Source organism: Spirosoma endbachense, assembly GCF_010233585.1.
In the GTDB taxonomy this organism is placed as follows: Bacteria; Bacteroidota; Bacteroidia; order Cytophagales; family Spirosomataceae; genus Spirosoma; species Spirosoma endbachense.
In genome coordinates, this window is the sequence record NZ_CP045997.1 from 546,520 (window position 1) to 569,098 (window position 22,579).

Genomic DNA, 22,579 nt, shown 5'->3' on the forward strand with positions numbered 1-22,579 from the left:
GTTTAGAAGACCCTGGCTGATCCGTAATCTGGATAAACGAAGCAGTCAATGTCAACGTTATAGTCTACGAAAATCATCCCTACCTCATGAACCGTATCACATTCGACAACGAGGGCGAAATTCGGGTAAAGTCACTGGCGGGTGCCGTTATCATCAATGTACTCCTGGTGGCTATCTTATTACTCGTTCACCTGTCACAAACGATCCCGAATCCACCCCCGATTCAATTCGTGGAGGTCAACTTCGGCACCGACTCCAGGGGGAGCGGTCGCATTCAGACCTATAATAAGGCCTCTGACTCACCCAATCCGGAGAATGTAAAAGCGGCCGAAAAAAGGCCGAACCCGAAGGTGAACACGACTCCCCGGCTGGAAAAGAGCCGACCAACGCCAGTTCCCAAAGTAGAGGAGGCCAAACCGGCTAAAACGGCAACCGAAAAGCCACTCATTGCGAGTAAAGAACCGAGCCCGGTTACTACACCCGAACGACCCGAGCCTAAACGGGTTGAAACCTCAAAAGCGGCTCCCGTTGAAAAGCCTGCCCCCCCGGCACCGCCCAAAAAGGTCGAGACCGTCAATAACGATGCCCTGTTCAAAAAATCATCGGGTGGGGGTGGTTCGAACGGTACGGTTGGGAAAGCCTCCGGAACCGGCGGGAATAACAATGGCGATGACGCAAGTGGTGTTGGGGATAAAGGCAACCCCAACGGAAAGATTGATGCCAAAAGCCTGTATGGTACCCCTGGCGGAGCCGCTACCGGCGTGGCATTCGATGTGTCGGGCTGGTCGCTCGCGGGCCGTCCAAGTGTCAATGATGATTCCGATGAGACGGGCAAGATTATCTTTAAAATAACGGTCGATGGCGATGGCGAAATAACCAGGGTTCAAACCCAGCAGACTACCGTTAGTCCATCTGTCGTAGAAGTATACCGAAAGGCCGTTCAGCGGCTTCGGCTACGTCCGAAAGGGGGAGCCACGCCACCAACAGCCACCGGTACAATTACCTTTATCATTACGTCCAAGTAAATGCAGTACCAGGAAGCACTCGACTATTTATACAGTCGGCTCCCCGTTTTTCACCGGATTGGCCCCAAAGCATTCAAACCCGGCCTGGACAATACTCTCCGGCTTTGTGAAGCGCTGGGCAATCCGCAACAGCAGTTCAGGAGTATTCACGTAGCCGGAACGAATGGCAAAGGCAGTACCTCGCACATGCTGGCTGCTATCTACCAGTCGGCTGGCTACCGGGTTGGCCTATATACATCGCCCCATTTAAAATCCTTCACCGAGCGTATCCGGCTGAATGGACAGCCCATTGTTGAGGACGATGTGGCTTTGTTTGTGACCACCAACCAGTCATTGATCGAATCCATCGAGCCGTCGTTTTTTGAGGTAACGGTGGCGATGGCCTTTGCTTATTTTGCCCGTCAGCAACCCGATGTCGCCATCATTGAAGTAGGGCTGGGTGGTCGTCTGGATTCGACGAACGTGATTACACCCTTAGCATCCGTCATTACCAACATTGGTCTTGACCATACCGATATTCTGGGGGATACACTCACAAAGATTGCCCGTGAAAAAGCCGGTATTACTAAAGCGGGTATACCGGTGATCATTGGAGAGACCCAGCCAGAAACGACGCCGGTATTTACCGAAATGGCTAATCAACTAAAGGCACCTATTGTCTTTGCCGATCAGCTGTATACGGTTGCCGATGCTGGCCTGTCGGACGGGGTGAGGACTATCCGGGTCAAATCAGGCGACAGAGAAACTCAGTCATTTTCGCTGGATTTAACGGGCGGATATCAGTTGCATAATGTAGCGACGGTTCTGGCGACAGTTGATGTCTTACAAACGATTCTACCCGTATCCACGGAGTCAATTCAAACCGGTTTGCAAGCGGTTGTGCCATTAACCGGTCTGAAAGGTCGTTTTCAAATTCTTCACCAACAGCCACGAGTTATTGTCGATACGGCCCATAATAAACCCGGTCTGGATGCTTTGTTTACAACGATACAATCCATTCCGTTTGCATCGTTGCGGCTTGTCATCGGGCTGGTTGCCGATAAAGACCGCACCGCTGTGCTGCTTAGTCTGCCCGAATCGGCCATCTATTACTTTTGTCAGGCGGATACACCCCGGTCCTTACCAGCGGTTACGCTTCAGGCCGAAGCGGCTTCGCTGGGTCGCATGGGTAAAAGTTACCCGGATGTAAACAGTGCGCTGGCAGCCGCTTTACAACAGGCAACACCCGACGACCTGATCCTCATTACGGGTAGTAATTACCACATTGCTGAATTAATTGACTTATAACAGTGACTCGTCGTAAACATCATTTCTTTCTGCAAAATGCAGAAAGCGCAAACGTTATTGAAGTTGGTAAACCCCTCTATAAAACGATCAAAGGGCGCTGGCGACTGGACTATTTTACAAATGACAAACCAATTGTACTTGAGTTGGCCTGTGGGAAAGGGGAGTATACAATTGGGTTAGCCCAGGCGTTCCCGGATACCAATTTTATCGGCGTCGATATAAAAGGGGATCGCATTGCCAGAGGGGCCAAAATAGCACAGACGCTTGGTTTGACGAACGTAGCTTTTCTGCGAACGGATATAAATTACCTGCAGGAATTTTTCGAGGAAGGGGAGGTCAACGAAATCTGGATCACCTTTCCGGACCCCCAGCCCCGGCCGAAGCAGGATAAGCATCGACTGACTCATCCTCGTTTTTTAGCGATTTACAAACAGCTTCTTGTCAGGGGTGGGACTATGCATTTAAAAACAGATAGCCCTGATTTATTCGCCTACAGTGTTGAGCAGGTTAAACAATTTGGCTGCTCCGATTTACAATTGACAACTGACTTATACCAGTCACCATTGAACAAAATACACTTAGGCATAAAGACCAAATACGAACAAGTGTTCTTTGATAAAGGATTTACAATTAACTATTTACAATGCAAAATGGGTGTGATCTTGTAAATCACACCCATTTGTAAATTAGATTTAATATTGTTAATCAACGAACCTTCAACTTAATTTTGTAAATCGCCTTCAATTGAATTAACATTTGTACGCTACTTAAATAATTTTGTAATTAAGTCAGCCACACGGCTCGAGTAACCAAATTCATTGTCGTACCAGCCAACAACTTTGGCCAGATTACCGTTGGTGGCGGTCAGTTTTGAATCGAAGATGCAGGAATGTGGATTACCTACGATGTCAATCGAAACGATTTCATCCACATTGTATTCCAGATAGCCTTTCAGCGTGGTTTCTGATGCTGCTTTGATTGCGTTATTGATTTCTTCTACAGTGACGTCACGCTTCAGAATGACCGTTAGATCGGTGAGCGAACCATCCGGAGTTGGCACCCGTAGGGCATTGCCATCTAATTTTCCTTTTAATTGGGGCAAAACCAGACCCACCGCTTTGGCGGCACCCGTAGAGGTTGGAACGATCGATAAGGCCGCTGCCCGTGCCCGGCGCAGATCGGAGTGAGGAGCGTCCTGAAGGTTCTGGTCAGCCGTGTAAGCGTGGATGGTTGTCATGTACCCTTTTTCGATACCAAAAACATCATCCAGAACTTTTGCCATTGGTGCCAGGCAATTGGTCGTACAGGAAGCGTTTGAAACAATCGTCTCTTCGCCGGTCAGGGTATCGTCGTTGACGCCTAATACGACTGTAGGAATATTCCCTTTAGCAGGTGCTGAAATAACTACTTTCTTAGCGCCTGCCGTTAAGTGTTGACCAGCCCCGGCTTCATCGACAAAACGCCCGGTTGATTCAAGAACGACGTCGATATTTAGTTCTTTCCAGGGAAGATTTTTAGGATCACGCTCTGCATAGGCATGTATGCGTGTTCCATTGACGGTAATACTATCTTTATCGGATTGTACAGTTCCTGAAAACCTACCGTGAACGGAATCATATTTTAACAGGTGTGCTAATGTTTCGTTATCTGTCAGGTCATTGATAGCAACAACCTCAATGTTTTCCTTGGCAAGTAATTGTCTGAACGAAAGACGACCGATTCGACCGAAGCCATTGATGGCAACGCGTATTTTTTCCATGAACTAAAAATAGGTTTGTTTTCGGCTCAAATATACGTATTAAATAGGATGCTTATAAAAAAACGTAATTTTAGTATATAGAGCTTATGTTAGTAAAATAGCACTAAAATTAGTATTAGAAGGGAAATTTTTAGCTAAAATCAATAATATTACTAATGAACAGTTAGTATTTTAGCTAAAAATGCTAATTATATTAGTATATTTATTAGTATTTACTAAAATATTGACTATAGATAATACTAAATAGGGTAGGAGAGAAGTATTTGCTAAATTTTAAAAATTCATTCTGTTATTCATATCGATTTATCTCTTTATTATTCTTTAGTTCTCGTCGATAGAATCTTCTACAGGCTATTCTACTCACAGAGAATCATGCAATTAGCAGCTGGTTTTTTTAAGTTTATAGCATTTCATTTATTATACAGACTACTTCTGCATATTCACACTAGTTTGTTGCCATCTCATCGAGTTTATGGACTTCCAATAGCATTTAAACAACAGTTACTCGATATTATACAAACAATACTAACTTCTTAATTGGTGTTGCTGGTATTTTTTAAATAATTCTTGTTTAGTACATCCCTGACTTCTTATACATGTATCTAGCCTATTCTATATACCCTATTATTGGTTGGTTGGTTTATTGTTCTGTTCATACTCAACTCTAGACCAAAATACTATTGGTTATAGCCAGCTTATGCCAGGCTCGTCGTACTCCCACTTACTCTATACTTTTTTTATCAACTCCAAGTGAGGATCGAGTGAGGACTTTCGACCACATAGTTCCTTTATGAAAATGCCTGGCTAAAATTTGATCACTCTCTTTATCAACCTGACGAGACTAAAACAAGCGATCGTTATTCTTCTTTGATCTACTTTCTATTGCTGCGCACACAGGAGTTTCGCTGTTTCAATAAATCTTTCTATCGGTAAGCCAAAGAGATCAAGATCATCTTTCATGCATGTACCAGCCTCTACAAGGTGCCGTCCATTTTACGCTTAGTCCTCTACACCCATCTTCACTTAAATAACTTCCTATGCATCTGGCATCATTTATGCTCTCAACTAATATAGGACGGCCTAGGTTATCGCACAATGCTTAAGCTAGGTTCTGCATCGTTTTAGAAAAAATAATTGCCTATATTTAAACTATACGCGTTGAATCCTTATCTTTGAACCAAAAGAAAAAAGGGGTAGTATAATATTTATCAAATACAAAATATAATTTTGTGTAAAAAATTAAAATATTGATTATCAGATAGTTATTATCTTAGATATAAACTTTTTCTTTAATTAAATGAATACCGAAATCGAGGCTATCTGGGCAAACAGAGATCTTTTATCAGATCCTAAATCAATCCAGACGATTAAAGACGTAATAAATCAATTAGATAGGGGAGCCCTTCGCGTAGCCAATCCGCCCGCTCATGAAAATGCTGACTGGACGGTGAACGAATGGGTAAAAAAAGCCATACTGCTCTACTTTATCAGTCAGCAGATGAAAACCGAGGAGGTTGGTATTTTTTCATTTCATGACAAGATCCCATTAAAAAGCAATTTCGCCGACGCTAAAGTACGGGTCGTTCCACCGGCGGTAGCACGCTACGGATCCTATCAGGCACCCGGCGTAATCCTTATGCCATCCTATGTTAATATTGGCGCTTATGTCGATGAACGAACCATGGTCGACACCTGGGCAACGGTTGGCAGTTGCGCCCAGATCGGGAAAGATGTTCACCTCAGTGGCGGAGTCGGTATAGGAGGTGTACTGGAACCACCCCAGGCAGCTCCGGTTATTATTGAGGATGGCGCTTTTGTTGGCTCACGTTGTATTGTGGTAGAAGGTGCACGCATTGGGAAACGGGCTGTCTTAGGAGCTGGCGTTACCATCACGGGTTCATCAAAAATAATTGACGTGACGGGTGCTAAACCCGTCGAATACAAAGGATACGTTCCTGCTAACTCGGTGGTTATACCGGGAAGTTATGCTAAACAATTCCCGGCTGGCGAATATCATGTTCCCTGTGCTATCATCATTGGACAGCGAAAAGAATCTACAGATTTGAAAACATCGTTGAATGATGCGCTCCGCGAGAATAATGTATCGGTTTAACATTTATTCAGTTTACAATATAAATAAACACTGTTTACATTAACTATTGACAACAAAGCCACAATTACTTATGTTAATTGTGGCTTTGTAAATTTACAATTGAATTATTTATTTCTATATTTACTTTTATATTTGTATATACTATGGTTCTTCGAAAGCTCATGACGATTAATGACAAAATTAAACAGATCCTAATTGACAAGAATCTATCGCCGTCTTACTTTGCAGATGAAATTGGTGTACAGCGTTCCAGCATTTCTCATATTCTTTCGGGTCGTAATCGCCCCAGCTTCGATATTATTCAGAAAATAATCCGCCGTTTCCCTGAGCTAGGGTATGAGTGGATTATGGAAGAAGATAATCAGAACCACCTGAATCAGTCAGTTCCCGCTGGCTATTCAGATAGGGGTGTACCCCGTCCCTCGAATCAGGATCGATCTGAACGATTCAGTACAAGTACGCCTTATTCGACACCTCACCCCATCACCATTCGAAGTCAGCGGAACGAGATTCCTCCCAGTATACCAACACCCGCACAAATCATAGATGGTGGCGATTCCCCCCCAGTTCCTGCTACGACAGACAAGAAAGTAGAACGAATATTAATTTTCTATACCGACGGCTCGTTTCGGGAATACACGCCTTCGGGTTCATAATTTCTAGGTCTCCCAACAACTTTTCTTGTTTGGGCCGAACCGTTTTATTTTTTGTTGATTGTTGAATTTCTTCAACCCCTCAACTCCTCGTTGATCCTGTTCCTGTTTAACCCGTTCATCCTAAATCCTATGACCGAATACCAGACGCCTAAAGACCGTGCCTATACCGATACCCTCATCAATTCTGCTAATAAAGAGGCTGCCGCTTTCTTAAACCTAAAACATACAGCCGAGCGAACGGATGGTGTTATTCCCATCAAGTATCGGGAACTCATGTCAGTGGCGGTTGCCCTGACAACTCAATGCGCCTATTGCATTGAAGCCCACATCACCAATGCGGTTCAGGCAGGTGCTACTCGCGAAGAAATTGCTGAAACCGTTTTCATTGCGGCCGCGATACGGGCAGGCGGTGCGGTGGGCAATGGCCTTATGGCGATGCGTCTTTTCGAAGAAGCCAGCCAGGTAAACCCATAAGCTTTCTACTTTGTGTACTTTCGTTTCAACTGTCGGCCACACGTTGAGTTCGCATTCATGTGCTAAATTAATTAGCGGTGTATGATCGGTGATCGGTAACCGTCTAACGAATGTCATCCCTATTGTTACGCCCATTTGATCGGTTAGCCGGGAACGTCTATTTAGAGCAAATGCTGCCCTGAGCCAGAAGCATCCAATCTGGTTTTAATTCGTCGCTGGGCTCTCGTTCAACACCGTTTTTTGTTTTATCATGGCTTTGTCCGTATCCATCTTATGGGAATTCCGGTCGTTTTTACTCCGATACAATGGAACTGATTCCTGCGTTTAGAATCCAATCACCCTGGTGCTATAATCACCACTTTAGAATGACCCGCGCTGAAATCAATCAGTTAAAAAAGAAGCCCATCACCAGAAGGAAGTAGAGGAAGTCGCAGGATGACTGATTCCATTTTTACCGAAACTGATACTATACATCAGCTATATTCTATCCTCCAGATTGTAGCCGATGACGATTCACCAATCGATTGATTTTTCGGTGGATCGTCATGAAATTTTGCCAACAGGCGTGTAAAAAAACCGCTTTTAGAGGCTATAAAGCCCATATTTAACCTAACTCCTTGTAAAGCAATACTTTAGTGTTCCACGTGGATAAGTTGTGGATAAGCCTGTGGATTACTCTCATTTATTTGTTGTATAATTTATATTATGTTAAGTAAAGTTTTTATTAAATAAGGTCGGCACCTTTCGATACCGACCTTATTCCCTATTCTTTCGTTTCGATGCAGGCGACTTTCTTCTCTTCGTACTGCTTCAGAATGTTCTGAAGATTCGTCAGGTTTTCGTTCAGATCAGCTTCGTCTTTTATTGACTTGGCCTTAGTAAAGTATGGTAAGGCTTGCTTGAATTTACCACACACTTTACCGTCCAGCTCTTTCCCGTTTTTGCTGTACTCAGCCATGTCCATCTTATCGACCGACCGCTTCATTTCGACCGCTTCGTTAAAGTAAAAGACACCCAGGTTAAAGTTGGCATCGTAATTATTCGCATCGACGGCCATCGCTTTAGTCAGATAGTCTTTTTCCAGTTTCTTTTCTTCTGCCAGTTTTTGCCTCAAATCAGTCAGCTTCTTCTCCCCCTCGGATGCTGCCGACGCATTGGCTGCGGCTGCTTTAGCTTCCGTTTCCAACTGGGCAATGGTTGCTTTCTGATCCGTCGACTTTTTCTGAACATCGGCCAGCTGGCGTTTCAGATCGGCATTCTTTGGTTGCTTTTTAATCAAACCGCTCAACCGGGTTACCTCACCGTTATAGGTGTCAAGCAGGGCTTTCGCATCGGCCAGTTGCTTGCCGGCATTGCTTCCCTTTTTTGTCTCACCTTCCAGTTTACGAACCTCTTCGTTTGTCTTATCAGCAACATTGTGATAGACAATCGATAGGTTCACCAGATTCTGAACATTGCTGGGATCTTTCTCCACCATTTGCTTCATGCCGGTAATGGCTTCATCCATCCGGTTTGTCGTCAGCATAATGTTGATCTTCTCGTTCCCCAGATCCTTGTTATTAGGGGCCATGGCAATGGCCTTGTCGAGCGTAGCCAGCGCTTTGTCAATTTCATTGTCACTCCGGTACAGCATGGCCAGCGAGCCATAAATAGACGCATCTTTTCCCCCACCGGCAATGTATTTCTCCAGTTGGGTTTTAGCCGTTGCGTTGTCTTTCACCTGCTGGGCGGCAATGGCGGTATACAAGGGAGCCAGCGTATCTTTCGGATTGATATCACCCGCCATCGACATCGCCTTGATGGCATCCGGGTAATTCTTCGCCTGGAATTTGGCGACACCCTGCTGCATGAAGGCACCGTATAAAGCCTGGCCTTTCAACGCTTCTTCCGCTTCCTTCGCCAATTTACCCGGACCACCTTTCTTGTCTTTATCCAGTTCCATTACCTTCTTGAACGCTTCGTAAGCCGTTGTGGCAGCACTGGAGTCGATACGGATATACTGACCAGCGATGTTCTGGTAGGTTTTAGCCCGATCCATCCAGGTGCTGGCTTTAGCCGCACTTTTTGCATCGGTAATATCCTTGTCGCTTTTCTCCTTATCTTTCTTAACGGCATCCATCGCGGCAGCATCCAACGTAGCAGCTGCCCCACCCTGGTTCTGAGCATGTACTCCTGCAGACAGGCAACAGGCTATAAGAACTACAAAAACTGATTTCATGTGTAAAATGGGGTTGTGTTTATTTTTCAGGAACGAAATTACGGAATCTGTCTGTATAAGCATGACCAGCCGTAAATTGTTTGAGCCGCCGGGCTGATTCGAATATCAGCACCGACGGCTCATGCCGCTCATCGTAAGCGATTTATACCGATTTATTCCGTTATTTCTTCAGTATCGGCCGAAGCTACGTCTTCAACTTCTTCCTGCTTGATTTTCGTTACGGACGATATTTCGTCGCCGTCACGAAGACTGATCAGGCGAACACCCTGGGTGTTTCGGCCAATCACGCTGATCTCATTAACCGGGGTCCGGATGGCAATTCCCGATTTATTGATAATCATCAGGTCATCGTTATCCGCCACATCGAGTACGGCTACTAACCGCCCAACCTTTTCGGTCACCTTCAACGTGCCAACTCCTTTGGCCCCCCGGTTTGTCACCCGGTACCCATCGATCTCCGACCGTTTACCGTAGCCTTTCTCCGAAACGACCAGCAACTGTGCATCCGCCGACGCAATGCAAACCATGCCGATCACGTGATCCGTTTTGTCTTCGTCATCCAGCGAAATACCCCGGACACCAGCCGCCGTACGGCCCATCGGACGAACACGGCTTTCGTGGAAACGGACCGCCTTCCCGGCACTCGATGCGATCACAATATCGTTGTCGCCGTTTGTCAGACACACCCCCAGCAGTTGATCATCCTCATCGATCGTAATGGCAATGATGCCATTCTGACGCGGCCGGGAGTAGGCCTCCAGCATGGTCTTCTTGATAGTTCCCTTCCGGGTACACATCACAATGTAATTATTGTTGATGTAGTCTTCGTTTTTCAGATCCGTTACGTTGATAACGGCCCGTACTTTATCATCGGATTCGATGTTGATAAAGTTAGCCAGTGGCCGACCCTTCGACAGGCGGGAACCCTCCGGTAGTTCGTAAACGGGCAGCCAGTACAACCGACCCTTTTGTGTAAACGCCAGCAGGGTGTTATGCATGGTGGCGGTAAAGAGGTGTTCCGTAAAGTCTTCCTCTTTGGTAGCCGCAGCCTTCGCTCCTACTCCACCCCGTCCCTGCGACCGGTATTCGGTGGTTGGTGTCCGCTTGATATACCCTTCGTGCGAGATCGTAATGATCATGTCCTCATCGGCAATCAGCGACAGGTCGCTGATATTCCCATCACCGAGGGGGTTGATCTGCGTCCGGCGTTCGTCCCCGTAGCGGGCCCGAATATCGATCAGTTCGTCTTTGATAACCTGCCGTTTCCGTTCTTCATTCGCCAGAATCGCTTTCAGATCAGCAATCACGCTCATCAGCTCGTCGTATTCTGCCTGTAGCTTGTCGCGTTCCAGACCCGTCAGCCGTTGCAGACGCATTTCCAGGATCGCTTTCGCCTGAAGATCGCTCAGGGAGAACTGCTGCATCAGACCGGTGCGGGCTACTTCCGGATCACGCGATGAACGGATCAGGTTAATAACCGCATCGATATTGTCCAGGGCAATCAGTAACCCTTCTAAAATATGCGCCCGTTTCTCAGCCTCACGAAGTTCGTACTGCGTCCGACGGGTAACTACCTCGAACCGATGCTCGACGTAATACTTCATCATATCCTTCAGGTTGAGCAATATCGGCCGCCCTTTCACGAGCGCGACATTGTTGATGCTGAAGGACGATTGCAGCGCAGTATGTTTATAGAGGTTGTTCAGAACAACGTTCGGTATGGCGTCTTTACGGAGGTCATACACGACCCGCAGCCCATCCCGATCCGACTCATCCCGGAAGGCCATGATGCCTTCGATCTTTTTATCATTGATCAGCTCAGCCGTTTTCTCCAGCATTACCGCCTTATTGACCATGTAGGGCACATCCGTGACAATGATCTGGGTTTTGCCGCGATTTTCTTCGATGGTTGCGTTGGCCCGCATGACCACCCGGCCGCGACCGGTCTTAAAGGCCGACTTAACGCCCTCCATGCCATAAATGGTTGCCCCCGTTGGAAAATCAGGCGCTTTGACGAACTGCATCAGTTCTTCAATGGTGATCTCGTTATTGTCGAGATAGGCAATAATGCCATCGACCACTTCGGTCAGGTTATGGGGAGCCATGTTGGTCGCCATCCCGACCGCGATACCCGACGAACCGTTGAGCAGCAGGTTGGGCAACTTAGCCGGCATCACCGACGGCTCCTGGAGCGAATCGTCGAAGTTGGGTTGAAAATCAACCGTTTCCTTATAAATATCGGTCAGCAACTCTTCAGCAATCCGCTTTAACCGGGCTTCGGTATACCGCATAGCCGCTGGTGAGTCGCCATCAATGGACCCAAAGTTACCCTGACCGTCTACGAGTGGATACCGCAACGACCAGTCCTGGGCCATACGGACCATGGTGTCGTAAACGGATGAGTCACCGTGCGGGTGGTATTTACCCAATACTTCCCCCACAATACGGGCCGATTTCTTATGGGGCTTATTGTAGTTAACGCCCAGTTCGGCCATGCCAAATAACACCCGACGGTGAACCGGCTTCAAACCGTCACGAACGTCTGGAAGGGCACGCGAGATGATAACCGACATTGAATAATCAATGTAGGCCCCACGCATTTCGTCCTCAATGTTAATGGGAATGATGTTACTGGGAGATTCGAGGTCGGGATTTTCTTCCGCCATGTTCAAGTTGGAGTTTCGCAGAAAATTACTATTCCGGCTCGCATACAATGTGCAGGCCGCTTTGTAGACAAATATACAAAATTTTTACAAGAAAAGCGAAATAATGCCGTAGAAACTGGCTATACTGACATAAAACAACTAAAATAATCCCATTCCTAAATCGCCGGATCGGCACTGACCGGACCCATTATTATCTAAACGAAATACAATTCTATTTCATCTAAAATATACCCATAAACGAAACGATTTACGGGAGTCTGTTCAAGTCTTTGTCCGTAAAGCGCTTGCAGGTAAAAAGCCTTGATTCCCCGTCAGGATTTGATCCGTGGATCAAACAGAAACGGCTCCGTACGCTGCAGAGCAATGCGGCTAAATTCGGGATGAGCCGGATTGAGCAGGTAATTCCATTCGTTGGCGATGATCGCTGACGGCACCCGCAAAACCGCCGACCGGCCGCTCATCAGCCACTCCCCTCCTATCCGCTGACAGGCGTCGTACTGCCGGAAATCAAACCAGTCGGCAGGCAGCGTTTCCGGGGGCAGTTCCGTGATCAGCACCGTATCGGGAATAGCAATAACCATCACCCGAAACGTATCCTGTAAGCCCTCGCCACTGCGGTGAACCACGTTCTCCAGGCAGGCAAGGGCGCGCGTGGCAGCCGTATAAAGAACGAACTGACCCCGGCTGTTCCAGCGGGCAGCTCCTCCGGAGGCAACCAGCCGGTCGGCATAAATAGCTTTTGTAATTCGATAGACAAGCATCAGGAGCTGGCAGCAGGCTTTCGGGCGGATTTGACTAAACAACAACGGCTTTGGCTGACTGCCTGAAGCTGGTGGGATTAACGCCCCTGTATTTCTTAAAGATCCGGTTCAGGTGACTCTTATCGGTAAAGCCGAACTCATCGGCGATTTCCTTAATGCGCATCTGGCTGTGTACCAGTCGATTCTCAACCAGTTTCAGCTTATAGTTCAGGATATACTGCTGTAGGGTTTCATGCGCATGTTTCTTAAAATAACGCCCCAGATACGTTTCCGATAAGCCCAGGTATGCACTGATTGCCTCCACCCGTAATTTCTCAGGATAGTAAATATTGGATTGAATGTACTGCAGGATGTCAATCGCTTTTTCTTCGCTGGTTTCATCGATGACCGCCGGAAACGCCTGCGAAATGTTCCGGGCGATGATCACCAGCAGGGTATTCACCAACTGCCCGATCAGTTCCTTATGATACAGATCCTTACCCAGATGCTCGTGCAGGATGATCTCCATCAGCTGCGCGACCGCTCGTTCGTCGGCTTCATTCCGGAGTAGACAACCGGGTTCATGGCGTGCATTCTGTAAAATCAGTTCCAGCCGCTCAACCAGTTCCTTATTCTGTTTGGATGCCTGAAGGTAACCATTGTTAAACCGGATAAAGAAGAACCGCGAGGTTGTTTCGATCTTAAAGGTATGGGTGTCATTCGGTGCCACCACAAACAGGTTGCCCGGCCCGTAACGAACCTCGGTGTCATTAATGCACTGCCGACCGGTACCCGCTACGATATAAATCACCTCAAAAAAGGTATGCGCGTGTTTCCCACGGGGGCATACATCCATAAATTCTTTCAGGATCAGTTCGAAAGGCTCACGCAGATGATCGTTTACCATAGCACAAATATACCCCAAAAGTATGTAAAAATACAACAGAAAACGGGAATACACACCGGACCTTTGTGGTGTTCAATCGGTCGGGCTAACCGATCAAAAAAAGCAACTGCCGTATGAAAGCACTCATTCTGGAAGCGTACGACGCTCCCTTTCACCTACGCGATGTAGCCGTTCCGGAAGTCGGTCCGGGACAGGTTCTGGTCAAAATCAGCGCCAGCGGGGTCAATCCACTGGACCTAAAAATTAAAGCGGGGCAGGCCGCTCATGCGCAAACCCGGTTACCGGCTATTTTAGGCATCGATATGGCTGGAGTGGTGGAAGCCGTTGGTGCAGGCGTAACTGCGGTCAAACCCGGCGACGAGGTGTATGGTATGATCGGTGGTATTGCGGGTATACCGGGCTCACTGGCCGACTATGCAGCAGTAGACGCTGATCTGCTGGCCCTGAAGCCCGCCAATCTAACCAGCCGGGAAGCCGCTGCCTTGCCCTTATCGGTCATAACCGCCTGGGAAGGATTGGTAGACAGGGCCCATATACACGCCGGACAAACGGTATTGATTCAGGGCGGTGCGGGTGGCGTCGGTCATATGGCGGTACAGCTAGCCGTTGCAAAAGGCGCACAGGTGTTCGCAACGGTTGATCCCCCCAGGCACGACCTGATGAAAACGTACGGGGCTACGCCTATCGATTATACACGGCTTTCGGTCGATGCGTACGTACAGGAATTTACCGCTGGCGAAGGCTTTGACTGCATCCTCGATACCCTTGGCGGCCACATGCTGGATGATTCCTTTACAGCAGTCAAACGCTATACCGGGCATGTGGTCAGTATGTTGGGATGGGGTACGCATAACCTGGCACCGTTGTCCTTTCGCGGAGCCACCTATTCCGGCGTCTTTACCTTATATCCGCTGATCTCGGGAAAAGGCCGGGCTCATCATGGCGACATTCTGCGGGAAGCCACCGCTTTAGTTGAGGCTGGAAAGCTAAGACCGCTGGTCGATAAAAACCGGTATACCCGTGAAACGATAAACGATGCGTATACCGCCCTGACGCAACGAACCGCCCAGGGGAAATTGATCATTGACATCGATCAGCCGGAAAGCTGACCGAAAACCAGGCCGACCGTATGCCTAGGCCAGATCGCCGTATTCGATCCGGATTACTTCGTCCAGCACCAGATCGATACCTCCCGAAGTATGCAACAGGTCGAACGGGACCTGATTGCCCAGGCCATAGGCCGGCTTATCCATCCACCGCCGGAATGAATCGGCGGTACCAAAAACGGATTCACCGGTTTGAAAGAGGGCCATGATTTTCAGGACTTTCTCACTATCCTGCGGATTCAGCTTCTTATGCTCCCGCTCATAGCGCTGAAACGTCTTGAGGGAGGTATCGAATACCTCCGCCAGTTGTTCGCGTTTATAGCCCGTCAGGTCGGCAATCTCGAAGAAACGAGTAGCTGGAACACCTTTCAGGGCGGAAAAAACGAGGGCGGTGCGGTCTTGAACGATCATGCGACAAACATAAGAAATTTGTCTGATAAACACGGAAATTTGTCTGATAGTTCACGGGAATTTATGCTGAAAACTTAAGCACCCACGAATCGTTTACTGATGGTAACGGAATACATCCAATCGAAAACGAGCAATACCCATGAAAATCAACTCTGCCGTCATTCCCTTTTTTCTCGCCATTGGCCTTGTCCAGGCCAGTCAGGCTCAATCGACTACGGGCGCTAAGAGTGGCGGATCGACGGCCTCAACCGGAACCGGCTACCTCACCGAAGGGAAACGCCCCACGACCAGCGACCCAAACAGCATGACGATCGACGACGAAGGGGCTTCCCGTGCCTATATGTACGTTCCGCCCACCGCAGCCAAAAACCGATCGGCCTCTCCCGACGGGGCGGGTGGTTCTACGGGTCGGGCTAAACCGGGCCAGTCCGCGACGAAACAGCCAACTCCCGACAGTACAGGCCGTATAAACCCAAAAAAGCGGACGCTTAATTAAGCCAGGAGCTCCAGGACCGGCTTCCCCTTCCCATCCGGCGTTGTATAAAACGGGCGCTTCTCGATCTCATACTGGGTATCGGGCGGAATACCCAGCGCGTGGTAGATGGTCTGATGGATTCCGTCGATACGAACCGGGTTTTCGATGGTTTTGCAGGGCCGTTCGTCGGCTGTTTTACCGTACACAAACCCTTTCTTGATTCCACCCCCGAACAGGAGCACCGAGCAGCCATCGGTAAAGTGTCGATGCATGCCGTAAAATTTCAGGTCCGACAGTACATCGGGCTGGTTCACCTGTTCCAGCACCTTGGCCCCCGGCCGCCCTTCAACCATCATATCCCGGCTGAATTCGCTGGCCACCACCACTAAGGTGCGCTCCAGGTGCCCCGTTTTAGCCAGATCCGTAATCAACTGGGCAATCGGCCCGTCGATCTGCTTCTTCATTTCTTCCAGGCGCGTATGGCCATTCTCGTGCGTGTCCCACCCCTTGAACGGCTCGTATTCGGTCGTGACACTGATGAAGCGGGCACCCTGCTCGGTCAGCCGGCGGGCCAGCAGACAACCCAGCCCGAACCGACCGGTATTGTACCGGTCATAACTGGCTTTAGGCTCCGTACTCAGATCAAAGGCCTTCGCTTCGGGGGAGTTCAGTAACCGGTAGGCCTGCTCCATCGATCGCCGGAGGGATTCTTTCTGGTAATCGCTGCCAAACTCGCCAACGGGGCTGTTACGGATGAGTTCATTATACAACTGGTTCCGTCGCTCGAACCGCCGGGCGTCCATGCCAATCGGGGGCCGAACGCTCTCAAGGCCCTGGCTGGGATCGGGAATAAAAAACGGACCGAATTCATTCCCCAGAAAACCAGCCGTATGAAAGGCTTTCAGCTCTTCGCCTTCACCAACGGTAAAGCGCTGACCGATATCGACGAAGGCCGGAATCACCGGATTTTTCGGACCCAGTTCCTTGGCAATCCAGGAGCCGATGTGCGGAGCCGCCACGGTTTGCGGAGGCTCGTAACAGGTATGCCAGTGGTATTGATGCCGCGAATGCAGAATATGCCCCATATCGGCCGCCACATACGACCGAATAAGGGTGCCCTTATCCATGACGCGACCGATGCTCTGGAGCCCATCCGAAAAGTGAATGCCATCCAGAACGGTCGGCACTGACTTGAACGTACTCAATACCCGATTCCCGGCCATGCCTTTCTCGAAAGGCGTGTATTTTTTGGGGTCAAACGTCTCGGTGTGCGCCATGCCCCCGGCCATCCAGAGCAGAATCACCGTATCGGCGGTTCCCTGCACGGCAGTTGATCCGGACGTACAACCCGACAGCAGACTCGGTATGGGCGCGCTGGCCGCCAGTGCCGCCAGCGTAGCCGCACTCGTTTTCTGCAGAAATTCCCGTCTATTCCACCTGTTCTTCATCACATACTGACCGTAACGTACTGACCTGAATATTAATAAATTAACTGAAATTCGGGGTGCAGGGCAATGGCCCACACCAGATCCTGAATACCGTCTATATCCGGCGTTTTACCCAGCAGCTGCCGGGCAACGGCGAGTTCTTTGGGCGCTGGCTCCCGGCCTAAGGCCTGCCAGTATAATTTCCTGACGAGCGCGTCCGACGATGGATAAGTCACTTTCCAGATACCGGCGCCCCGTTTCAAGGCTTCATTAAACGTCAATCCATTGGTTAGCTCCAGGGCCTGTAACAGATTGGCCTGCGACAGGCGGCTGGTACTGACCGTTTCGCGGTTGGGTCGACCCAGAGCCGTCAGAAAGGCATCGTTCTTCACCAGGGATGCCCGCACAAACGGAATCTCCCGATGAATCGTTTGGGGTAATCGCTTCACAATAGCGGTATCCTGGTAGATGGGGTTGAAGGATAGACTGACCGCATCGGCAAACTGTTCGGCGGTCAGGCGCCGACGAACCATGCCCTCAAACGCATAGGTAGGCGCGGTCAGTAAACCCGCATCCTTTACCCCTACGGACGGTAACTGGTACGTTTTTGAGGTAAGTATGGCGTACATCAGCTTCTTCAGATCGTACCCATTCTGCACAAAATCATAGGCCAGCCAATCCAGCAGGTCCTGGCTCCAGGGCTGGTTGTCCATGGCATCTACGGGTTCGACAATACCCCGCCCCATCAGCTGCGCCCAGATCCGGTTGACGACCGTTCGGTAGAGTCGGCCGTCTTTCGGCTGAACCAGAAAATCAGCCAGTTCCCGAAGGCGCTGCTCGGTTGGCGCATCGACGCTGATCGTACCCAGTTCGTTAAAGAGGATACGGCGTCCGGCCATCTTACCCGTCGGCTTATCGCATCGGTTTATTTCCAGGGTGCTATCGGCGAATACGTTCGCGAACGCATAGGCATCGGCCAGTTTCCAGTCGCTGATGAAGCTATCGTGGCAGGAAGCACATTTGAGATTAAGCCCGAGTAATACCTGAGCCACATTCTGGGCTGCCTGCATCTCGGTTCGCTGGCTCGCGTTAATGGTGCCACGCCATTGAATTCCCTTGATAAACCCGGCCGATTGCTTCGTCGGACTGATCAGTTCCCGCACAAACCAGTTGTAGGGCTTATTCTTTTTGAGCGATTGATACAGCCAGGTGCTAATATCAGAACGCCCGCCGGTCACGTAGCCCGTACCGGTATAATCATTCCGAAGAGCATCGTTCCAGAAGGTGAGCCAGTGCTGGGCGTAGGCTTCGTTCCGGTCCAGTAGCTTCCTGACCAGAACGTTCCGTTTATCCGGGCTCGGATCGGCCGTGAATTGTTGAACATCAACGGGTGAAGGCAGCAGACCAACAACGTCCAGATACACCCGGCGGATATACGTCCGGTCATCGACGACGCCCTTCCAGGCCAGTTTGTTCGCCTGAAAATACGCGCTCACGAACCGATCGATGGGTTGGGTAATATCGACAGTAGCCGGGGGAATCGCGGGTAAGCGGGGGGCCAGGGCGGCTACCCGATACAGGCTTTTTTCGGGACCATCCGGCCAGGGGGCGCCCTGCTTGATCCAGAAGGCCAGCAGGGCGACTTCTTTTTCACTGAGCCGCTTTCCTTTGGTCGGCATCGCTTCTTTATGACCGGCAGGCAGGCTCACCCGGCGGATAAGTTCGCTGTCTTCCGGATGACCGGGCTTCAGAATGATCCCGTGCTTCCCGCCTTTCAGAACAAGGTCCTTTTTATCAAGCCGAAGCTCCCCTTTTGTTTTGGTAGCACTGTGACAGCTGTAACACGTATGCGCGAGGATCGACCGGACTTCCAGGTTCAGGTCTTCGATCTGTTTGACCGTCAGCGGCTGACTGCTGCTGACAAAGGCAAAAGTGGCGTCGTTGGTTTCGGGGACTTTCTCATTGTGCAGGGGGAGTACGCTGGTCAGGTAATCGTCACCGTGCGTCAGCAACGCGCCATAATGACCCGCCAGTCCAACGCCGATTACCGTCACCCCCAATAAGCCCCGGTACAGCGGCATGCGGCCCGACCTCAGCGCCAGTACCGTACAAACCGCCAGAAAGACCGTTGCCAGACCCAGCCACTGATGACTGGTGACCGTCGCTCCGCTATACGCTTCCTGATTCACCAGCAGCAGCCCCAAACCCGCTGCGAGTACGGAGCTCAGGGTGCCGATCCAGACCAGGGCGGTAATGCCCGCCCGCCAGTCGGCCGACCGGCGATACCATCCGACCACTTCCAGTAGCAGCGCTATACAAAGGAGGGCAACCGGAAAATGGACGATCAATGGGTGTAAGCGGCCCAGAAATTGCCAAAGCCAAAACGTTGCTGCCAGACATGGAAAAAGAACGTGTTGGAGTAGTACCATGCGTTAATCAGATCACCGAAATCAAATCCGTTCACCTGACCAAAGTTGGTCTCCAGCACGTTCTACTATAAACCGGCCCTTACCCGTGGCCGCTTTTTTGTTTCGGGTGGCGAAATGGTTTCTCCACCCCCGCCCGTCACCCAAACGATCAGGCGGGTACGGTGACCCCGATGGCATTGAATACCGTAGCGGCCAACTGCTGGGTACCCTGATTCAATTGCTCTACATACGGCTGAACACCCCCGATGCCAATCGCATTCCAGAGGGGTCGCTCACCAGCGGGGGTTTCGACCAGTCTGGCAATCAGATCAGCCACCTCCTGCGGATCGGGGCTTTTTTCGGTAGGCGTAAACATATGCGCAATACCCCGTTTGATGGGCAGGATCGTTTCGCCGTATACCTCCTCCACGCCAGGATTCGCCGGATTTATCTGCTTGGTCAATAGGTCGGTGGTCGGATAGGCCCCAGGCTGCACAATCACAGAATCGATACCCAAAGCACGGAGTTCGTAATGGTACGTTTCGGCCAGCGCGTCGATAGCCGCCTTGGAGGCACTATAAGCCCCCAGCAGCGGCAAATGAAGCCGGGCAAGACCACTCGACAGGTGCATCAGCAGGCCACTTTTCTGCGCATGCATATACGGCAGCACGGCTTTAATCATCCGGTCGGCGCCGAGTACATTCACCTGAAAAATCTGATTGGCCTGTTCCGTGCTCAGGGATTCGTTCAGTCCGGTAATGACGATCCCGGCATTGTTAATCAGTACGTCGATCTGTCCATTCGCATCGTCGGCGATTTCAGCCATCGCCTGCTGAACGGACGCATCACTGGTCACATCGAGTTCAACGACCCGAATAGCCGCGTCATGGTCAATGGCCCACTGGCGAATGGTTTGCGCGACGGCCGCATTCGTTGTGGTAACATTACGCATGGTGGCGTATACAATGTGGCCCTGTTTTGCCAGTGTTTTGGCCGTCAGCCAACCAAACCCGCTGCTACTTCCGGTAAGAATGATTCGTTTCATGGTTGTTTTTAATTAAATACCAAACGGTATATTACTTAATAAAAAAATAGGAGTGAAATTCTGTTCAATACACGGGTTTCCCGGTCCTTGTCAGTTCGGAACTACCGCCGTTCAAGCGGGCAGCCGTGCTGGCCAGTAGTTCATGCGGGTAACCCAACGGCACCGCACTCACCTCATCCAGTCGTTGAATCTGGGTATCGGTCAGCGTGACTGCTAAGGAAGCCAGGTTATCCTCCAGTTGACTGAGTGTCCGAGGGCCCAGTATGGTAATGATATCGGTAGCCGATGCATCGGCTTTTTGCCGCAGCCAGGCAAGGGCAATTTGTAGCGTCTGCACGCCCGTTTCGCTGGCAATTGACGCCAGTGTATCCAGAACGGCCGTATCCCGCTCACTTTTTTCGCTGCGGATTACGCGGCCCAGCTTCAGGAGCCGGGAATCGGTATCGACGGTTTCAGCCCGGTATTTACCCGTCAGCAAGCCACCGCCAAGCGGAGACCAGATGGCAACGCCAAGTCCGAGGGCTTCGGCCATCGGCAACAACTCCCGATCAGGCGTCCGTTCAACCAGGCTGTACTCAATCTGAATACCCGCAATGGGCGACCAGCCGCGCAGATCGGCCATCGTAGACGCGCTGGCAATCCGCCAGGCCGGAAAATTCGAGAAGCCGGGATAAAGAATCTTGCCCGATCGCACCAGATCATCGAAACCGCGAACAAGTTCGTCAAGGGGTGTCTGCCCGTCCGAAAAGTGCGCCCAGTACACATCGATACGATCCGTTTTGAGTCGCTTCAGGCTGGCTTCGACCGAACGGATCATATTTTTCCGGCTGTTTCCCGTCGTCGAAATACCCGCCTTTTGCTCAGCACCCAGCGTAAATTTCGAGGACAGCACGAGTTGGTCCCGATCGCTGGCGATCAACTCCCCGACGAACTCTTCGGACTGACCAAACTGATAGGTATCGGCGGTATCGATAAAATTACCCCCTGCCTCAACGTAGCGTTCAAATACCCGACGCGATTCCGTGGGATCGGCACCATGTCCCCATCGGGTGCCGAAATTGCCAGTTCCTAAAGCCAGCTCCGAGACACGCAGTCCCGTTTTCCGGCCAAATAGTTTGTACTTCATTACCTTGAGGTTTTCTTCGTTCAAATTCAGTCACCTGGCCACAGCACATATACCAATCGGTATATAAGTAAGCAAAAAAAATCAACTGGTCAATTCGATCGATTTAACCAGATCCCGGATCGTATCGAGTATGGTATCCAGGTAAAACGGATTCCGGGTTGATCGCCCAATCAGAATGCCACCCTCAACCAGAGCAATGATCGATAAGGCCAGTTTGCTGGCATTCGTATCCGCCCGAAACTCATTGGCCGCCATGCCCTGTTGAATGATACCCACCAGATCCTCCTTCCAAAGGATCAACTGCTCCGCCACTCGTTCGCGTAACGGTTCATGGGTGTCATCGGCTTCGGTGCCGGCATTGAGTAAGGGGCACCCACCCGCCGGGAAAGCACTGCTTCCGGCACTCCCGAAAATAGTAATAAATGCCAGAAGCTTATCCCGACTGCTTGAATAGTCCCTGAGCGCATCCTGAATAATGCCGGTTCGGCACGCGATATTGTAATCGAACGCGGCAAGGGCTACGTCTTCTTTATTGTCAAAATTACCGTAGATACTCCCTTTCGTCAGCCTGGTGGCTTCGGTCAGATCAGACAAGGACGTCCCGGCATAGCCTTTCCGGTTGAAAATACCGGCGGTCGTTTCAATGATAAACTGACGGGTTGTTTCGGATCGTGGTGTAAACATGGTACAAATATACCGATCGGTATTTAATTAACAACCATAGTTCCGAAAAAAC

General features: G+C 49.9%; 19 protein-coding genes. 8 read left to right on the forward strand and 11 right to left on the reverse strand.

What is annotated here, in order from left to right; translation table 11 throughout:
• The first annotated feature begins 86 nt into the window (after nucleotides 1-86).
• The 3 genes from GJR95_RS02115 to trmB are packed head-to-tail and all read left to right on the forward strand — an operon-like array spanning nucleotide 87 to nucleotide 2,980.
• Nucleotides 87-1,025, forward strand: a complete 939-nt coding sequence (locus GJR95_RS02115) for an energy transducer TonB (protein WP_162384309.1) — start codon at nucleotides 87-89, stop codon at nucleotides 1,023-1,025.
• Nucleotides 1,026-2,312 (forward strand): bifunctional folylpolyglutamate synthase/dihydrofolate synthase, encoded by a 1,287-nt coding sequence (locus GJR95_RS02120; protein WP_162384310.1) that lies wholly within the window; start codon nucleotides 1,026-1,028, stop codon nucleotides 2,310-2,312.
• Nucleotides 2,313-2,314: 2 nt separating this feature from the next.
• A complete protein-coding gene (gene trmB, locus GJR95_RS02125; RefSeq protein WP_162384311.1) occupies nucleotides 2,315-2,980 on the forward strand; it encodes a tRNA (guanosine(46)-N7)-methyltransferase TrmB in 666 nt (221 codons plus the stop codon).
• 95 nt (nucleotides 2,981-3,075) lie between these two features.
• On the opposite strand, the gene gap is transcribed toward trmB, so the two are convergent.
• The gene (gene gap / locus GJR95_RS02130) at nucleotides 3,076-4,071 is read right to left on the reverse strand and encodes a type I glyceraldehyde-3-phosphate dehydrogenase (RefSeq protein WP_162384312.1); all 996 of its coding nucleotides are present in this window, start codon (nucleotides 4,069-4,071) and stop codon (nucleotides 3,076-3,078) included.
• A 1,297-nt stretch (nucleotides 4,072-5,368) separates the two neighbouring features.
• On the opposite strand from gap, the gene GJR95_RS02135 reads away from it, so the two are divergent.
• From GJR95_RS02135 to GJR95_RS02145, 3 genes are all read left to right on the forward strand, one after another.
• On the forward strand, nucleotides 5,369-6,184 hold the full coding sequence (locus tag GJR95_RS02135) for a 2,3,4,5-tetrahydropyridine-2,6-dicarboxylate N-succinyltransferase (RefSeq protein WP_162384313.1): 816 nt from the start codon (nucleotides 5,369-5,371) through the stop codon (nucleotides 6,182-6,184).
• 143 nt (nucleotides 6,185-6,327) lie between these two features.
• On the forward strand, nucleotides 6,328-6,840 hold the full coding sequence (locus GJR95_RS02140) for a helix-turn-helix transcriptional regulator (RefSeq protein WP_232541056.1): 513 nt from the start codon (nucleotides 6,328-6,330) through the stop codon (nucleotides 6,838-6,840).
• Nucleotides 6,841-6,969: 129 nt separating this feature from the next.
• Nucleotides 6,970-7,314, forward strand: a complete 345-nt coding sequence (locus GJR95_RS02145; RefSeq protein ID WP_162384315.1) for a carboxymuconolactone decarboxylase family protein — start codon at nucleotides 6,970-6,972, stop codon at nucleotides 7,312-7,314.
• A gap of 763 nt (nucleotides 7,315-8,077) precedes the next feature.
• Here GJR95_RS02145 and GJR95_RS02150 read toward each other — a convergent pair.
• The 4 genes from GJR95_RS02150 to GJR95_RS02165 form a co-directional block, all read right to left on the reverse strand.
• Nucleotides 8,078-9,532, reverse strand: a complete 1,455-nt coding sequence (locus GJR95_RS02150) for a tetratricopeptide repeat protein (protein ID WP_162384316.1) — start codon at nucleotides 9,530-9,532, stop codon at nucleotides 8,078-8,080.
• 152 nt (nucleotides 9,533-9,684) lie between these two features.
• The gene (gene gyrA, locus GJR95_RS02155; protein WP_162384317.1) at nucleotides 9,685-12,198 is read right to left on the reverse strand and encodes a DNA gyrase subunit A; all 2,514 of its coding nucleotides are present in this window, start codon (nucleotides 12,196-12,198) and stop codon (nucleotides 9,685-9,687) included.
• Between the two features lie 311 nt (nucleotides 12,199-12,509).
• On the reverse strand, nucleotides 12,510-12,959 hold the full coding sequence (locus GJR95_RS02160) for an RES family NAD+ phosphorylase (protein WP_162384318.1): 450 nt from the start codon (nucleotides 12,957-12,959) through the stop codon (nucleotides 12,510-12,512).
• Between the two features lie 34 nt (nucleotides 12,960-12,993).
• Nucleotides 12,994-13,845 carry an AraC family transcriptional regulator gene (locus tag GJR95_RS02165; protein ID WP_162384319.1) on the reverse strand — a complete coding sequence of 284 codons (852 nt, stop codon included), beginning with the start codon at nucleotides 13,843-13,845 and terminating at the stop codon, nucleotides 12,994-12,996.
• Between the two features lie 113 nt (nucleotides 13,846-13,958).
• Here GJR95_RS02165 and GJR95_RS02170 point away from each other — a divergent pair, with 113 nt between their 5' ends.
• Nucleotides 13,959-14,954: a zinc-dependent alcohol dehydrogenase family protein gene (locus tag GJR95_RS02170; protein WP_162384320.1), complete on the forward strand. Its 996-nt coding sequence runs from the start codon at nucleotides 13,959-13,961 to the stop codon at nucleotides 14,952-14,954.
• Between the two features lie 24 nt (nucleotides 14,955-14,978).
• On the opposite strand, the gene parS is transcribed toward GJR95_RS02170, so the two are convergent.
• Nucleotides 14,979-15,362, reverse strand: a complete 384-nt coding sequence (gene parS, locus GJR95_RS02175; RefSeq protein ID WP_162384321.1) for a type II RES/Xre toxin-antitoxin system antitoxin — start codon at nucleotides 15,360-15,362, stop codon at nucleotides 14,979-14,981.
• A 139-nt stretch (nucleotides 15,363-15,501) separates the two neighbouring features.
• Between parS and GJR95_RS02180 the strand changes: the two genes are divergently transcribed.
• Nucleotides 15,502-15,858: a hypothetical protein gene (locus GJR95_RS02180; protein WP_162384322.1), complete on the forward strand. Its 357-nt coding sequence runs from the start codon at nucleotides 15,502-15,504 to the stop codon at nucleotides 15,856-15,858.
• Here the strand turns inward: GJR95_RS02180 and GJR95_RS02185 are convergent.
• The 5 genes from GJR95_RS02185 to GJR95_RS02205 form a co-directional block, all read right to left on the reverse strand.
• A complete protein-coding gene (locus GJR95_RS02185) occupies nucleotides 15,855-17,285 on the reverse strand; it encodes a DUF1501 domain-containing protein (protein ID WP_162391536.1) in 1,431 nt (476 codons plus the stop codon). The genes GJR95_RS02180 and GJR95_RS02185 overlap by 4 nt on opposite strands.
• 32 nt (nucleotides 17,286-17,317) lie before the next feature.
• The gene (locus tag GJR95_RS02190) at nucleotides 17,318-19,693 is read right to left on the reverse strand and encodes a PSD1 and planctomycete cytochrome C domain-containing protein (protein WP_162384323.1); all 2,376 of its coding nucleotides are present in this window, start codon (nucleotides 19,691-19,693) and stop codon (nucleotides 17,318-17,320) included.
• 148 nt (nucleotides 19,694-19,841) lie between these two features.
• On the reverse strand, nucleotides 19,842-20,717 hold the full coding sequence (locus tag GJR95_RS02195) for an SDR family oxidoreductase (protein WP_162384324.1): 876 nt from the start codon (nucleotides 20,715-20,717) through the stop codon (nucleotides 19,842-19,844).
• A 64-nt stretch (nucleotides 20,718-20,781) separates the two neighbouring features.
• A complete protein-coding gene (locus GJR95_RS02200; protein WP_162384325.1) occupies nucleotides 20,782-21,843 on the reverse strand; it encodes an aldo/keto reductase in 1,062 nt (353 codons plus the stop codon).
• A gap of 81 nt (nucleotides 21,844-21,924) precedes the next feature.
• Nucleotides 21,925-22,527 carry a TetR/AcrR family transcriptional regulator gene (locus GJR95_RS02205; protein WP_162384326.1) on the reverse strand — a complete coding sequence of 201 codons (603 nt, stop codon included), beginning with the start codon at nucleotides 22,525-22,527 and terminating at the stop codon, nucleotides 21,925-21,927.
• Between the last annotated feature and the right edge of the window lie 52 nt (nucleotides 22,528-22,579).

What these genes read in the sequence shown, in the direction of transcription:
- GJR95_RS02115 (WP_162384309.1), top strand. Translation starts at nt 87, where the DNA reads ATGAACCGTATCACATTCGACAACGAGGGCGAAATTCGGGTAAAGTCA.
- GJR95_RS02120 (WP_162384310.1), top strand. Translation starts at nt 1,026, where the DNA reads ATGCAGTACCAGGAAGCACTCGACTATTTATACAGTCGGCTCCCCGTT.
- gap (WP_162384312.1), bottom strand. Translation starts at nt 4,071, where the DNA reads ATGGAAAAAATACGCGTTGCCATCAATGGCTTCGGTCGAATCGGTCGT.
- GJR95_RS02135 (WP_162384313.1), top strand. Translation starts at nt 5,369, where the DNA reads ATGAATACCGAAATCGAGGCTATCTGGGCAAACAGAGATCTTTTATCA.
- GJR95_RS02140 (WP_232541056.1), top strand. Translation starts at nt 6,328, where the DNA reads ATGGTTCTTCGAAAGCTCATGACGATTAATGACAAAATTAAACAGATC.
- GJR95_RS02145 (WP_162384315.1), top strand. Translation starts at nt 6,970, where the DNA reads ATGACCGAATACCAGACGCCTAAAGACCGTGCCTATACCGATACCCTC.
- GJR95_RS02150 (WP_162384316.1), bottom strand. Translation starts at nt 9,532, where the DNA reads ATGAAATCAGTTTTTGTAGTTCTTATAGCCTGTTGCCTGTCTGCAGGA.
- gyrA (WP_162384317.1), bottom strand. Translation starts at nt 12,198, where the DNA reads ATGGCGGAAGAAAATCCCGACCTCGAATCTCCCAGTAACATCATTCCC.
- GJR95_RS02160 (WP_162384318.1), bottom strand. Translation starts at nt 12,959, where the DNA reads ATGCTTGTCTATCGAATTACAAAAGCTATTTATGCCGACCGGCTGGTT.
- GJR95_RS02165 (WP_162384319.1), bottom strand. Translation starts at nt 13,845, where the DNA reads ATGGTAAACGATCATCTGCGTGAGCCTTTCGAACTGATCCTGAAAGAA.
- GJR95_RS02170 (WP_162384320.1), top strand. Translation starts at nt 13,959, where the DNA reads ATGAAAGCACTCATTCTGGAAGCGTACGACGCTCCCTTTCACCTACGC.
- parS (WP_162384321.1), bottom strand. Translation starts at nt 15,362, where the DNA reads ATGATCGTTCAAGACCGCACCGCCCTCGTTTTTTCCGCCCTGAAAGGT.
- GJR95_RS02180 (WP_162384322.1), top strand. Translation starts at nt 15,502, where the DNA reads ATGAAAATCAACTCTGCCGTCATTCCCTTTTTTCTCGCCATTGGCCTT.
- GJR95_RS02185 (WP_162391536.1), bottom strand. Translation starts at nt 17,285, where the DNA reads ATGAAGAACAGGTGGAATAGACGGGAATTTCTGCAGAAAACGAGTGCG.
- GJR95_RS02190 (WP_162384323.1), bottom strand. Translation starts at nt 19,693, where the DNA reads ATGGTACTACTCCAACACGTTCTTTTTCCATGTCTGGCAGCAACGTTT.
- GJR95_RS02195 (WP_162384324.1), bottom strand. Translation starts at nt 20,717, where the DNA reads ATGAAACGAATCATTCTTACCGGAAGTAGCAGCGGGTTTGGTTGGCTG.
- GJR95_RS02200 (WP_162384325.1), bottom strand. Translation starts at nt 21,843, where the DNA reads ATGAAGTACAAACTATTTGGCCGGAAAACGGGACTGCGTGTCTCGGAG.
- GJR95_RS02205 (WP_162384326.1), bottom strand. Translation starts at nt 22,527, where the DNA reads ATGTTTACACCACGATCCGAAACAACCCGTCAGTTTATCATTGAAACG.